This window comes from Actinomadura sp. 7K507 (assembly GCF_004348425.1).
Taxonomy (GTDB): Bacteria; Actinomycetota; Actinomycetes; order Streptosporangiales; family Streptosporangiaceae; genus Spirillospora.
The window spans coordinates 1-13,239 of record NZ_SMKK01000066.1; the positions used below are offsets into that span (position 1 = coordinate 1).

Consider the following 13,239-nt stretch of genomic DNA (forward strand, 5'->3'; position numbering starts at 1 on the left):
GTCTTGGACGACAGCGCCACCTCGGGGTTGCTCTTGAACGTCTCGCCGAGCTGCGGGAGCGTGGTGCTCTTGAAGCTCTCCAGCAGGTCGCCGCCCATGAGCTTCTGGGCCTTGTCCATCTGCGTCTGGTAGTTCTGCGCGTTGTAGTTGAGCGCGACGTCGCCGTAGGCGGAGGCGACCTTGCTCACGGCGTCCCGGTCGCCCTGGTCGGACGACAGGCCGCTCGCGGTGCGCCACTGCCAGATCGCCGCGGTCGCCAGCAGCGCCACCAGGACGACCACCACGGTGGCCTGGACCACGCTGAGGCCGAAGATCCGGGGCGGGGCCGCGCCGTCCTCGCCGGGCGAGCCCTTCTCCGGCGCCTCGTCCTCCGACTCCCCGGCCTCTTCCTCCGGGGGTTCGAGGCGGGTGGGCCGCGGCTTCGCGGCGGCCTTGGCGGCGGGCTTCTCAGCGGCCTTTTCGGCGGGCTTCGCAGCGGCCTTGGCGGCAGGCTTCGCGGCGGGCTTGGCCGCGGGCTTGGCGGCCGTCTTCGCGGCCTTGGCGGGACGGGCCGGGCGCTCCTCCTCGGCCTCGTCAGCCTCCTCGTCCTGCTCGTCCTGCTCGTCCTCGGCGTCGAGGGCCTCGAGGACCTCGTCGAAATCCTCGTCGTCGATGACCTCGATGACCCGCACCCGCCGCTTGCGCTTGGCGGCGGGCCGCGCCGGCCTCTCCTCGGCCTCGGCCTCGGTCTCGGCTTCGGTCTCCTGCGCTTCGGTCTTCCGCGTCTCGGTCTCCTCGGTCTCCGCCTCGGCCGGGACCGCCTCGACCTCGTCGACTTCGTCGACCTCGTTCTTGCCGGTCTTGGCTGTCACTTGTGGGTACTCCTCAAATCGGGTCAGTCCTTGCCGCGGCGCATTCGGGGCAGCAGCCGGGGCAGGCGGGACAGCACGGGCACCGAGCCCATCATGACCCTGATCAGGACCAGCAGGGCGATGACCGGGGGAACGTACACTAGCCACATCGGCGGCCCATCTGAAGAGTCACCGTTGTTCGCGGCCTTCTCCGCCTGCACGCGCTTGTCGAGCGCGGGATCGTGCGTCGGGATCGTGTCCCCGGTGGTCTTGGCCTTGTAGGGCTTCTGTTCGATCACCGCGGGGGACCTGCCGTCCGGGCAGTTCGGGATCTTGCCCGTCGCGGGCTGCGGCAGCGGGTACTTGTACTCCAGCGCCGCCTTCTTGTGCAGCGTCAGCTCGAAGTAGATGTTCAGGATGGGTTCGCCCTGGTCGAGCCCGACCACGTTGTCCAGGACGACCTTGAGGTCCGGCGCGTTCGCGAGCGTCTGCTTCAGGTCGGCCAGGATCCTGGGGTTGTGGCGCTTGAGTCCCCAGTTGCCGAGGACGTCCACGGTGCACTCGAAGTTGGGGCCGGTCTTGTCCAGCAGGTCGTTGACCGTGGCGAGCAGGCCGGGCCCGTCGTCGCGCAGTTCGGCCAGCTCGCCGCGGACCTGGCTGAGCGACCCGGTGAGCGCGGCCAGGTTGTCGATCCCGGCGCCGAGCGACCCGCGGTTCTGGTTCAGGACGGTGGTGATCCTGGCCAGGTCGCTGGTCAGTCCGTCGAGCAGCTCGGTGTTCTGGGCGAACGTGGAGGTCAGCTGGTCGCCGCCGTTGATGATCTGCCGGAGCGACTCCTCGCGGCCGGACCAGCCCGCGGCCAGCTCGTGCGTGACGACCCTGGCGTCGTCGGGGTCGATGGCCTCCAGGCTGTCGATGACGGCGCCGAACAGGTCCCCGTACTTGGGCGGGACGCTGGTCTGCGACACCGGGATCCGCGTACCGGGCTCCATCGGCGGGGCGCCGGCCTTGCCGGGCGCGGGGGTCAGTTCGACCACCGGCTCGCCGACCGCGGACTTGCGGGCCGCGGCGGCGGTGACGCCCTGCGGGATGTCGACGCCCTTCTCGATGTCGAGCTTGACGACGACCTTGTCCTTGTCCAGGTCCACCGAGTCGATCTTGCCGATCCGCAGGCCGAGGTAGTCGACCTCGAAGTTCGGATGCAGGCCGGGCGAGGACTCGAACTCGACCGTGATGTTGTAGGGGCGGTCGATGAAGTCGAACCGGATGACGTTGTTGAACGCCCAGACCACCATGATCACGGCGAGGGCGGCGAACACCGCCAGGTTGATCGTGATGCGCGTGCTCATCGGCGCGGCTCCAGGATGTTCTCGATGCCGGGCAGGGCGCCCTTGAGCTCCTTGGGGATCGCGGTCGTGCTGCTGCTCGCGGGCTCGTTCGGGCCGTGCCCGGGGATGACGGCCGAGCCGTCCGGCCAGGCGAACTGCAGGATCGGGTAGAGGAGCAGCTGCCCGTCGTAGCTGGCCTGGGGCAGCTTGTCGCTGAAGTCCACCAGGCCGTTCACCAGGTCCGTGAGCCGTTTGCGGTTGCCGCCGAGTTCCTTCAGGACGGGGTCGAGGTCCTGGAGGAGCGCGCGGAACCGGCCGATGCGCTTCTCCAGCACCTTGTCGTTCAGCTGGCGGGCGAGGTGGGTGAGCCGGTCCACGGTGTGGACGATCTCTTCCTTGTTGTCGTCCAGCAGCCGGGTGGTGCGCTCCAGCCGGCCGGGCGCCTCGTCGAGTGCGCTGCTGCCCTTGGCGAGGGAGCGGCCCAGCTGGGCGAACCGGTCGACCGACTCGCCCAGCTCGCGCCGCTGGTCGGCGAACATCTTGAGCAGGCCGCCGGCCTGGGCGATCGTCTTGTTGAGCTTCTCGCCGTTGCCGTCCAGGGCGGTGGCCCCGGCGTTGACGACGGTGGCGACGTCGTCGCCGGCGAGCGCCTCGATCAGCGGTCCGGCCTGCCCGATGACCTGCTCGAACGACGGCTGGACGCTGGTGTTGCCGATCGCGGCGCCGTCGGCGAGGAAGGGGCCCGCGTTCATGCTCTTGCCCGGCGGCAGCCGCAGGTCCACGTAGTTCTCGCCGAGCAGCGACGTCACCTTGATCTCCGCCAGGGTGCCCTGCGGGATCTTGATGTCGTCCTCGACGGACAGCGTCACCTTGGACTTGTAGCCGTCGAGCTCGACCTTGAGGACGCTGCCGACCGTGATGTCGGACATCTTGACGCTGTGGCCCGCGACGAGCTGCTGCACGTCGGTGAACGTGGCCGTCAGCGTGAGGTCGCCCTTCGGGGCGCCGGCCGTCTGGTAGGAGCAGCCCGAGACCGCCAGGACCACGGCGGCGGCGAGCACGGCGATCGTCCTGCCCCAGCGGCGGGAGGCGGGCGGCCGTTCCTCTGCGGTGACTCCGCTCATCAGTTGCCTCCGTTATCCCAGGGACAGTTGGAGTTGGGCGGGGGCAGCGGGCAGCCGACCTCGTCGGTGTTCATGAGGCCCTTCAGCCACGTCCGCAGGAACGCGTCGGTGGCGAACCTGATGTGCAGCGACTTGGTGTCGTGGTGGTAGCCGCCGATGAGCGCGTCACCGAGGGCGGGCAGCGACGCGACCAGCCCGGCCACCTGCTTGGCGTTGCCCTTGAGCATCAGCGCGGTCCTGGTGAGGACGGCCAGGTCCTGCGGCAGCTGGCCCTTGTACTTCTCGAGCAGCTTGCCGCCGTTCTTGGACAGTTCCAGGACGCCCTTGACGAGCTGCTGCAGCTCGCCGCGCTCGGCGCTGAGGACCCGGGACGCCTCGCCGAAGTCGCGGATCAGCGTGCCGAGGACCTCCTCGCGTCCCCGCACGACCCCGGCGAGCCGGTCGAGGTTCTTCGCGACCTCGATCAGTTCCTTGTCCTGCCCGGCGACGTTCTCGACCAGGCGTGCGCTCTGCTCGAGCGTGGCGTTGAACTGCCTGCCGTTGCCGCCGAGGGTGTCGGCGGCGGTGCCGAGCGCGGACTGCATCTTGGTCGGGTCGAGGGAGTCGGCGAGGTTGGTGAACGACTCGAGCGCGTCGTCGACCTCGACCGGCACGTGGGTCCGCTCGAGCGGGATGACCTTCGCGGTCTCCTTCGGCTGTCCCGGCTTCCACGCCGGGTGCAGGACGAGGTTGCGCTCGCCGATCAGGTTGAGCGGGACGATCGACGCGTGCACCCCCTTCGGGAGGGGGACGTCCTCGCTCAGGTGGAACGTCACCTTGACCTTGTCGCCCTGGTTCTCGACCTTGTCGACCAGGCCGACGTCCGCGCCCATCACCTTGACCTTGGACTCCTCGTAGAAGGAGCGGGCCTTCGGGACGTAGACGACCATGGTGCGGTCGCCGCTCGCGGACGGGGCGAGCGAGCAGCCGCCCAGGGAGGCGAGCAGCGTCAGGCAGAGTGCTACGGCGATGCCTCTCGCCCTGCTCTTGGCCGGGGGGCCGGGGGCGTGTCCGGCGACTCGGCTCATCAGTTGCCTCCCGGGGGGTTGCGCCGCGTGGAGTGCGGGCCGGGCGGCTGGAGCGGGCCGAGGCCGATGAGCAGGCCCTCGACCCAGGCCCCGTTGCCCTTGAGCTTGGCGACCTGCCCGAACGTCGGCCCGAGCAGGGAGAAGTTGGTGTTCAGCGCGTCCATGTTCGGCGCGAGCCGGGTGGTGAGCAGGTGCAGGTTGTCCAGCAGCCGGTCGAGCTTCTTCTGGTTCTGGGAGATCACGTTGGACAGCGTCCGGACGGTCTGGCTGCCCTGCCCGATCGTCGAGGCCAGCTCGTTGCGGCGCCGCACGAGGGTGTCCAGCAGCACCTGGCTGGAGTTGATGATCTCGCGGAGCTGCTGGTCCTTGGACGCGAGCGTGCCGGTGATCGTCTTGCTGCTCTCGATCAGCTTCTCGATCTCCGGGTAGGAGTCGTTCAGCATCTGCGACAGTTCCTGGACGTTGTTCAGGACCCGGTGCAGCTTCTTCGCGCCCGGCGACTCGATCTTGTTGATCTGGGTGAGCAGCTTGTCGACGCTCTTCTGGTCGAGCTTGCCGACGATGTTCTGCGCGCCTTCCAGGGCGTCCGGGACGGTGAACGGGACGCTGGTGCGCTGGAGCGGGATGTGGCGTTTCGACTCGGGCACGTCCGCCATGTAGGGCTTGGCGACCGGGCCCGCGAGCCGCAGGTACCGGCCGCCGAGGAGGGTCGTCGTCTGGATCTCGGCGCGGGTCTGCGGACCGAGGTCGATCCCGGCGTCGACGTGCCAGGTGACGATGACCTTGCCCTTGTCGAAGTCGGGCTTGACGCCGGTGATCCGGCCGGCCTTGACGCCGGCGACCCGGATGTCCTGCCCCGTCTTCAGGCCGGACAGGTCGCTGAACTCGCCGGTCATCGTGTAGCCGCGGTCGAACAGGTGCAGCTGGCCGACGGCGAACGCGAACACGCAGGCGGCGCCGAGCACGCTCAGGGTGACGAACGCGACGATCTTGTGGTTGACGTCCCGCAGGGATTTCAGCGCCATCAGCCGCCACCCCCCGTCAGCATCTTCTTGAGTTTGTCGAGTTCCTGCTGGGTGGGCTGGCCGGTGTCGGGGGCCCGCGGCAGCTCCATCTCGAAGGGGCAGGGCCCCTGGACGACGTTCAGGCAGAGCGCGTTGGAGCGCAGGAAGTGGCCGCCGTTGGTGGCGGCGAACAGCTGCCGGAGCGTCAGCGGGAGCTGCTGCACCATCGTCTCCAGCTGGTCGACGTTGAGCCGGAAGGTCTCGGCGAAGTTGCCGAGGTTGCCGATGATGCGGGAGAGCTGGGCGTCCTGGCCGCCGAGCACGGCGTTGAGGTTGGTGGTGACGCCGCCGATCTCCACGACCGCGTCCTCGAGGATCTTGCGGTTGTTCGCGAACACCTTCGTCAGCGATTCGAGGTTGTCGACGCTGGCCGCGATCTGCTGGTCGCGCTTGGCGACCACCTGGCTGACCGTCTCGTAGTTCTCGATCATCCCCTGGATGGTCTTCTTGCGCGTCGCGAACGTCTGCAGCAGCGCGTCCAGGTTGTTGGTCAGCAGCGAGATGTTCTGCTCGTTGCCCTCCAGCGCCTGGGAGAACGAGAAGAGGATCTTGTTGAGCTGGTTCGGGTCCAGGTTGCGGGTCAGCGGGCCGAGGGCGTTGACGACGGCGCCGAGGTCCACGACCGAGCGGGTGTGCGGGACGCGGTCGCCGTCGCCGAGCTTGGCCTGGCTCTTGCCCGGCTCCAGGTAGATGGTGCGCTGGCCCATCACGTTGCGCCAGCGGATGGCGGCGGTGGAGTCCTCCGGGACCCGGACCTCGTCGTCGACCTGCATCTCGACCACGGCCTTGCCGCGGACGACCTCGATGCCCTTGACCTGTCCGACGGGCGTGCCCGCGACCTTCACGTCGTCGCCTTCCAGCAGGCCGGTGACGTCGTCGAACGTCGCGGTCAGCCGGTAGCGGTCGGCGAAGCTCGTGCCGAGGATCAGCTGGGCGATGTAGAAGGTGAGCAGCCCGGTCAGCACCACGAACACGACGAACTTCAGCAGCGTGGAGTAGTCGAGCCCCCGCGCGGTCTTGCCGCGCAGCCGCGCGATCATGGCCGCCCCCCTGAGTCGTTCGGCGAGCAGGCGTCAATGAAGATCTTGCACAGGTCCAGCGGGAGCGTGGCCCGCGCCTGGGCGATCGTGGTGCCCTCGGGGCCGGGGACGCGGATGATCCGCGACAGCAGGCCGAAGAAGCCGATCAGGCCGTCCATCATCACCGGCAGGTTGCGGCGCTCGTCGTTGACGACGTCGACGGTGTCGCCGAGGCCGTCGACGAGCTTGCCGAGGTTGGCGCCGTGCCCGTGGAGGGAGTTGCCGACCTTGTCGCCGAGCTCGCCGGTCTGGCCGAGCAGCTGCTCGATCTTGTCCGGCTTCTCGGTGATCACCTGGGAGAGCCCGTTGACGTCGGTGACGATCCGGTTGATCGTGTCGCCGCGGGGCCCGAGCGTGCCGGACAGCCCGTTGATGTTGTTCAGCAGCGCGTTGATCGCCGCCCGGTCCTGGTAGGTGGCGTCGACGACCTTGGCGCCGTTGTCGATCGTGCGGCGCAGCGCCGGCCCCTGCCCGGAGAGCCCGGTGCCGAACGTGTGCAGGATCGTCGCGACCTCGTCCGGGTTGATGGCCTTGGTCAGCTCGTAGGCCGGCCAGGCGGTGTCGGACAGCTCCTGCGGGTCCTGGGTCTTGGTGACCGTGTCGCCGTCGTCCAGGTACGGGCCGGAGAGTTCGTGCGCGCCGAGGTCGAGGGCGAGGTCCTTCGGGCCGAACACCGAGACCGGCTCGATCGTCGCGATCGTCGTGTCGGCGATCTGCACGCCCTCGTCGACCCGGAACCGGACCTTGACGCGGCCGTCGTCGGCCAGCGTGAGCTCGTCGACGGTGCCGACCGCGATGCCGCGGACCTTCACCTCCGACTTGCCGGGGTCGAGGCCCTGGCCCGCCCGCTCGAACGACGCGTTGTAGTAGGTCGAGCCCTTGTACGAGGGCGTCGACCCCACGGCGACGAACGTCGCGGCGGCCGCGATGACGCCCGCGCCGACCAGCCCGAAGATCGTCCGGGAGCGCTGGGACAGTGTCTCCTCGCTCATCCGGTCAACTTCACTGTGCTGCCGTGGCCCCAGAAGATGTAGGACAGGACCAGGTTCATGAGGATCATCAGGATGGTCGACTCCCTGATCGCGCGGCCCGCGGCGACACCGACGCCCACCGGGCCGCCGGCCGCGTAGTAGCCGCGGTAGCAGTGGATGAACATGATGATGAAGGCGAACACGGCGACCTTGATGACGCTGTAGAACACGTCGATCGGCGGTAGGTAGAGGTGAAAGTAGTAGTCGTAGATGCCGGGCGAAAGGCCGAAGTACTGGATCGTGATGAACCTGGTGGCGAAGAACGCCATGAACAGGGACACCAGGTACAGCGGCACCAGGGCGATGACTCCGGCGGCGACGCGGGTGCACACCAGGTAGGCCAGGGAGTTGATGCCCATGACCTCCAGCGCGTCGATCTCCTCGGAGATCCGCATGGCGCCGATCTCGGCGGTGAAGCCGGTGCCGACCTGCGCGACGAGCGCGACCCCCGCGATGATCGGGGTGACCTCGCGGACGTTGGAGTAGCTCGCGACCAGCCCGGTGAACGCCTCCGCGCCGATGCGTTCCAGGCCGGGGTAGCCCTGCAGGCCGACCATCGCGCCGGTGGCCAGTGACATCGTCGCGATGACGAAGATCATGCCGCCGCCGATGACGAGCGCGCCGACGCCGACGGTGATGTCGCTGACCTGCTTGGCCAGCGTCTTGCCGTACTTGCGCCGGATGATGATGTCGACGAACAGGTGGTAGAGGACGCGGCCGAGGAAGACCGGCAGGTCTGCCGAGGCGGCCAGGCCGGCGGTCCGGCCCTTGACGGCACGGCCCAGCTTGCGGACGGGGGATATGGCGACCATCAGAACCTCGGGGGGAACAGAACCTGGTAGATCATGGTGAGGATGTAGTTCGTCGCGAACACCACGATCGAGGTGACGACCACCGCGCGGTTGACCGCGCGGCCGACGCCGACCGGGCCGTAGTCGCAGTTCATGCCCATGTAGCAGGCGACGGCGGCGGCGATGAACCCGAACACCCAGGCCTTGAACAGGGTGATCATAAGGTCCGAGAACTGCAGCAGGGTGGTGGCGCCGTCGAAGAACGCTCCGGGGCTGACGCCCTGCTGGATGACGTTGAAGTAGTAGCCGCCCAGGACGCCCGCCAGGATCACCACCGAGCACAGCAGCCCGGACACCATGCTCGCCGCCCACAGCCTTGGGGTGACGAGGCGGTGGATCGGGTTGATGCCCATGACCTCCATGGCCGCGAGTTCGTCCCGGATGTTGCGGGCGCCCATGTCTGCGGTGATGGCCGAGCCTCCGACGCCGGAGACCAGCAGCGCGGCGGCCAGCGGGGCGACCTGCTGGATCATCGCGGCGGTCAGCAGCGCTCCGGTGCCCGACTGCGCGCCGAGCTGCCGGGCGATGTCGCCGACCTGCAGCGAGATGGTCGCGCCGAGCGGGACCGCGATGAGCATCACCGGGACGCTCGTCACGCGGGCGAGGAACCAGCACTGCTCGATGAACTCGCCCCACCACTGGCGCACGTCCCAGGTGCGGCGCAGCCCTTCGAGCAGCGTCACGCACAGCAGCCCGGTCTCGTCGAGCGCGCGCCCGATCCGTCTGGCCGCGAGGTCCGGGGCCTTCGTCAGGCTCACGGCCATCAGCCGGGGACCTCCCGCGAGGCGGGCCGTTGGCACCCGGGGGGCGACCCCCCGGAACGGGGGTTAGGAAGGGCCATTGCAGCCTCCTTCGTTCTCGGACGTCGGCGCTCATCCGATGGTCCGGCCTCCGCCGGACCACGGGCGGCGCCCAGGGTTCTGCTCTTGCTGCGCGCCACCGTGGTCTCAGCCGAGACCGTGATCACTCGCGACGCCGGGCATCCTGTTAGACACACCGGCACCGCCTGTGATCTGAGGCACTCTATTGGAAGAAGGTCTAAGAAGCGAGTACTTACAAGTTGATTTGTCGGAAGCTACGATCGGCCGGTGCGTACCCAGGCGCGACGAGGCGCGGAAGAAGGCCAGGCAGTAGAGATGGACGACGGAATCGACCCGCTGGTGATGGGCGTCCGGGACCGCTGGGAGGGGCAAGGCCTCCTCGGCGGGCCGTGGCCGTTCATGGCGATCTGCGCGGTGGGACGGCTCAACCAGTTGCTCACCAAGGCGCTGGACGTCGAACTGAAGCGGCTGGACCTCACCCGGACCGGCTACTTCCTGCTGACCACCCTCGCCCTGTCCAACCGCGGCCGGGCCCGGCTGAGCACGCTCGGCAGGATCCTGATGATGCATCCGACGACGGTGAAGCTGACCGTCGACCAGCTGGAGACGGCCGGGCTCGTCACCCGGATCCCGCATCCCCGTGACCGGCGCGCCACCCTCGTCGAGGTGACCGCCGCGGGACGCGAGCGGGCCAACGAGGTCGGCGAGGCGCTGGAGGCGTCCGGCGGGGAGCTCGCGCCGTTCGGCGGGAAGTACCGCGACATCTTCGAAGCCCTGCAACCGGCGCGCCTGGCGGCCGGCGATGTGGAACTGCTGAACCCGGGCGGGGAGCGGAACCGGGAGCTCCCCGACAGGTGAACCGGGTGTCGTTCTAACGGCGTACTGTCTCTTGGACGACATGATCCCCGGGCGATAAGGCAGTCTTCTCCTATGCCAAAGAGTCACGGCAGGCGCAGATGGACGGGCGCCGGTAGGCGGTCCGGCAGGGTTCCCCCGCCCCGGGAGGCGCCCGAAGAGCTGGACGAGTTCGACGCGTTCGAGCCGCCCGCCCGCCGGGGCCCGCACAGCCCGCACGGCCCGCAGAACCCGTACGGCCCGCACGATCACCACGCCCCCTACGGGACCGGCGGGATCCCCGAGGTTCCCCCGCGCAAGAAGCGGCGGCTGCGGCGGGTGCTCACCAGCAACGCCACCATCACGGTCGTCTCCATCGGCGCGATCGGCGCGGCGGTCGTGCTGGTCGACATCGGCAAGTTCGTCGAGGACGACTCCAAGCCCCCGAAGATGGCGGCCGGCGACCTGTCGACCAACGACATGCTGTCCAGGCTGACGTCCGCGTCCGACATGGACCCGATCGCGGCCGACGCGGTCGCCGCGGCCAAGAAGCGGGCCTACGAGGCGCACCAGCGGGAGCTGAAGAGGCTCAAGGAGAAGGCCAAGCGCGACGCCAGGGCGCGGGCCGAGCTGAAGGCCAAGCAGGAGCGCGAGCGGCTCGCGAAGTCCAACCCGAGCGCCGGGGCGAACAAGGCGTACGGCAAGAAGATGAACGCGCTGAAGGGGTGGAGCCGCTGCTGGCCGTCCCTGCTGACGCTGTGGGAGCACGAGAGCAACTGGAACGAGCGGGCCGAGAACCCGTCCAGCGGCGCCTACGGCATCCCGCAGTCGCTGCCCGGCACGAAGATGGCCAGCGCCGGGTCCGACTGGCGCACCAGTTCCCCCACCCAGATCGCGTGGGGGCTCGGCTACATCAAGGCCCGCTACGACGACCCGTGCGGCGCGTGGGCGTTCTGGCAGAACAACAACTGGTACTGAGCCGCCGCTCCCCGGGCCGCGCGATGGCGGGTGCGGGCGCCTCCGGCCTGGCACCATGGTGGGATGCGTACGGGCAGGGCACGGCAGGCGAACGGCGCGGGTGAGACCAAGGGCGGGGAGTCCGCGGGCGGCGGGCGGCAGTGGGCGCGGGCCGACGCGACGCGCCGGGCGCTGCTGAGCGCGGCGCTGGAGGTCTTCGCCGACCGCGGCTACGCCGACGCGGGCATCGCCGAGATCGTGGAGCGGTCCGGCATCAGCGTCGGCAGCCTCTACCACCACTACGGCGGCAAGGCCGGGCTGTACGTGGCGCTGTGGGAGGACCTGACCGCCGAGCAGGAGGCGAGCGCCGCGCAGGCGGTGTCCGCCGCGCGCAAGGAGGCCGCGGAGCGGGGGGACGGCGAGGCCGACCCGATCGCGCTGTTCATCGCCGGGGCGCGCGCGTACCTGCGGGTGTGCTGGGAGCGGCGGGAGGCGGCGCGGCTGTTCCTCGCCGGCGAGGGCCCGTCCGGGTCGTCGCTGATGCGCCGCAGCCGCGCCCAGCACTGGATCGCGCAGAACACCAAGCTGCTGCGCGGCGGCGAGCCCGTGGGCCGGCCCGAGCAGGTGCTGAGCCTGGTGCTGACCACGGTGATCGGCGAGGCTGGACGGGAGATCGCCACGGCCGAGAACGAGGACGAGGCCACGGAGATCATCGAAGAGGTGTGCCGCATCCTGATCCGGCTGGCCCGCTGAGGCACGGCCGGCCCTGTGCGAGCGGCCCGTGTCAGCGGCCCGTGTCGGCGGGCGGTGTCAGCGGGCGGTGTCAGCGGGCGGTGTCAGCGGGCGGCGGGCGGTGGATGCCGTCCAGGTTCTCTTCCCGCAGGTCGTCGAGGGTGATGGCGAAGTCGCCGTTCAGCGCGGCGGCGTCGTCGAAGCGGCGCCCGATGACCCGGTCCGGCAGGCACTCGCGCAGCTTCCCGCGCATCTTGCGCGGATAGCCGACCGGGTTTCCCCGCCCGCGCGGCAGGCCGTCGCCGCCGAATATCACCCAGTGGTCGGTGGTCACGGGCTCGTCCAGGCGCGGCGGGCCGCCGGTGTGGCAGTCGACGGCGGGAACGACGAGCCGGTCGGGGTCGGCGGGCTCGTACCACATCAGCAGCGGCTTGGCGCGGTGCGCGTCGGCGCCGTCGAAGCAGCACACGGCGATGGTGTGGCCGGGGTAGAAGGCGGCGTAGAACTCCATGAGCGCCGGGTCGAGATCCGGCCGCCGACGCTCGGGGACCCGGGTCAGCGCCGCCGGGATCAGGGTGGCGTCGGCTGCGAGCAGCATCGCGTTGGGGCCGTCCGCGCGGTTCACCGGCGTGTTCTGGTAGCCGAGGACCTCGATGAGGCCGTGCCGGCGATGGCGGCACCGTCCCGCGTACAGGGTCGTCCCGGAGAACTCGGCCAAATCCATCGATACACACATGAAGCCAACCTATGGGGCCGTACGCGGTGGTGTTTTCGGGTCACACGGGACGCTCCGGACCGTTATCCTGACCTCCGGGTCACCGGTTTCTGACGGAAAGTCGAAGGGGTCCATGCCGACGTCCACCTGGTTCCGCCTCAACGTCGCCAAGCGCGAGCGGGTGCTCGAAGTGGCGATGCGCGAGTTCGGGGAGAACGGGTACTCGACGGGCAGCCTGAACACCATCGCGCGCGAGGCGGGCATCGCCAAGGGTTCCCTGTTCCAGTACTTCAGCGACAAGCTGGAGTTCTTCGCGTTCGTCTGCGACGAGACGTCCCGCCGCATCCGCGAGGAGATGGAGCGCCGCATCGCGCGGGTCGACTTCGACCAGTCCCTCGACGAGTGGCTGTTCGACGTCCTGTGCGACTGGACCGAGTACATGTCCGAGCACCCGCTGGAGCGCGGCGTCACCGCGGCGACGAACTTCGAGCTCGACAACAGCGTCCGGTCCGTCGTCCGCGACACGGCCAACCAGCACTACCTTCAGGTCATCCATCCGACGCTGCACCTGTGGAAGGCGCAGGGCGAGATCCGGGAGGACGCCGACCTCGACGTCCTCGCCACGTGGCTCATGACCGTCCTGCCGTTCCTGGCGCTCGCCCCGTACTACGACGGCCTCGACCCGATCCTCGACCTGCGCGGCCGCACCCCGGCCGAGCAGCGCCCGGTGATCCGGCAGCTCGTCGCGGGCTTCCGCCCCATGTTCGCGCCCGACAAGTGACCGGCCTCCGCTGACGGGCCTCCGC

The 13,239-nt window shown here is 69.5% G+C and carries 13 protein-coding genes and 1 pseudogene; 4 read left to right on the top strand and 10 right to left on the bottom strand.

The features are described 5' to 3' along the window. The 9 genes and pseudogenes from E1285_RS46645 to E1285_RS16950 form a co-directional block, all read right to left on the bottom strand. Window positions 1–851 (bottom strand): annotated as a pseudogene (locus E1285_RS46645) (hypothetical protein); the annotation flags it as partial. Window positions 852–874: 23 nt separating this feature from the next. After that, window positions 875–2,179 (bottom strand): MCE family protein, encoded by a 1,305-nt coding sequence (locus E1285_RS16915; RefSeq protein WP_132153076.1) that lies wholly within the window; start codon window positions 2,177–2,179, stop codon window positions 875–877. Next, entirely contained in the window at window positions 2,176–3,282 is a 1,107-nt protein-coding gene (locus tag E1285_RS16920) for an MlaD family protein (RefSeq protein WP_132153078.1), read from the bottom strand. The genes E1285_RS16915 and E1285_RS16920 overlap by 4 nt, the downstream gene beginning before the upstream one ends. Continuing rightward, window positions 3,282–4,349, bottom strand: a complete 1,068-nt coding sequence (locus E1285_RS16925; protein WP_132153080.1) for an MCE family protein — start codon at window positions 4,347–4,349, stop codon at window positions 3,282–3,284. The genes E1285_RS16920 and E1285_RS16925 overlap by 1 nt, the downstream gene beginning before the upstream one ends. Continuing rightward, entirely contained in the window at window positions 4,349–5,374 is a 1,026-nt protein-coding gene (locus E1285_RS16930) for an MlaD family protein (protein ID WP_132153082.1), read from the bottom strand. The genes E1285_RS16925 and E1285_RS16930 overlap by 1 nt, the downstream gene beginning before the upstream one ends. Next, window positions 5,374–6,453 (bottom strand): MlaD family protein, encoded by a 1,080-nt coding sequence (locus E1285_RS16935; RefSeq protein ID WP_132153084.1) that lies wholly within the window; start codon window positions 6,451–6,453, stop codon window positions 5,374–5,376. The genes E1285_RS16930 and E1285_RS16935 overlap by 1 nt, the downstream gene beginning before the upstream one ends. Beyond that, complete coding sequence (locus tag E1285_RS16940; protein ID WP_132153086.1) at window positions 6,450–7,484, bottom strand: MCE family protein; 1,035 nt, start codon at window positions 7,482–7,484, stop codon at window positions 6,450–6,452. The genes E1285_RS16935 and E1285_RS16940 overlap by 4 nt, the downstream gene beginning before the upstream one ends. Next, a complete protein-coding gene (locus E1285_RS16945; RefSeq protein WP_132153088.1) occupies window positions 7,481–8,335 on the bottom strand; it encodes an ABC transporter permease in 855 nt (284 codons plus the stop codon). Before E1285_RS16945 ends, E1285_RS16940 begins: the two co-directional genes overlap by 4 nt. Next, window positions 8,335–9,138 carry an ABC transporter permease gene (locus E1285_RS16950; protein ID WP_132153090.1) on the bottom strand — a complete coding sequence of 268 codons (804 nt, stop codon included), beginning with the start codon at window positions 9,136–9,138 and terminating at the stop codon, window positions 8,335–8,337. Before E1285_RS16950 ends, E1285_RS16945 begins: the two co-directional genes overlap by 1 nt. Window positions 9,139–9,462: 324 nt before the next feature. Between E1285_RS16950 and E1285_RS16955 the strand changes: the two genes are divergently transcribed. From E1285_RS16955 to E1285_RS16965, 3 genes are all read left to right on the top strand, one after another. Then, window positions 9,463–10,053 carry a MarR family transcriptional regulator gene (locus tag E1285_RS16955; protein ID WP_243722840.1) on the top strand — a complete coding sequence of 197 codons (591 nt, stop codon included), beginning with the start codon at window positions 9,463–9,465 and terminating at the stop codon, window positions 10,051–10,053. Window positions 10,054–10,125: 72 nt separating this feature from the next. Next, on the top strand, window positions 10,126–11,007 hold the full coding sequence (locus E1285_RS16960; RefSeq protein ID WP_132153092.1) for a lytic transglycosylase domain-containing protein: 882 nt from the start codon (window positions 10,126–10,128) through the stop codon (window positions 11,005–11,007). A 63-nt stretch (window positions 11,008–11,070) separates the two neighbouring features. Beyond that, complete coding sequence (locus E1285_RS16965; protein ID WP_132153094.1) at window positions 11,071–11,739, top strand: TetR/AcrR family transcriptional regulator; 669 nt, start codon at window positions 11,071–11,073, stop codon at window positions 11,737–11,739. 70 nt (window positions 11,740–11,809) lie between these two features. On the opposite strand, the gene E1285_RS16970 is transcribed toward E1285_RS16965, so the two are convergent. Beyond that, a complete protein-coding gene (locus E1285_RS16970) occupies window positions 11,810–12,442 on the bottom strand; it encodes a hypothetical protein (RefSeq protein WP_243722841.1) in 633 nt (210 codons plus the stop codon). 124 nt (window positions 12,443–12,566) lie between these two features. On the opposite strand from E1285_RS16970, the gene E1285_RS16975 reads away from it, so the two are divergent. Further along, a complete protein-coding gene (locus E1285_RS16975) occupies window positions 12,567–13,214 on the top strand; it encodes a TetR/AcrR family transcriptional regulator (RefSeq protein WP_132153098.1) in 648 nt (215 codons plus the stop codon). Window positions 13,215–13,239 lie beyond the last annotated feature (25 nt).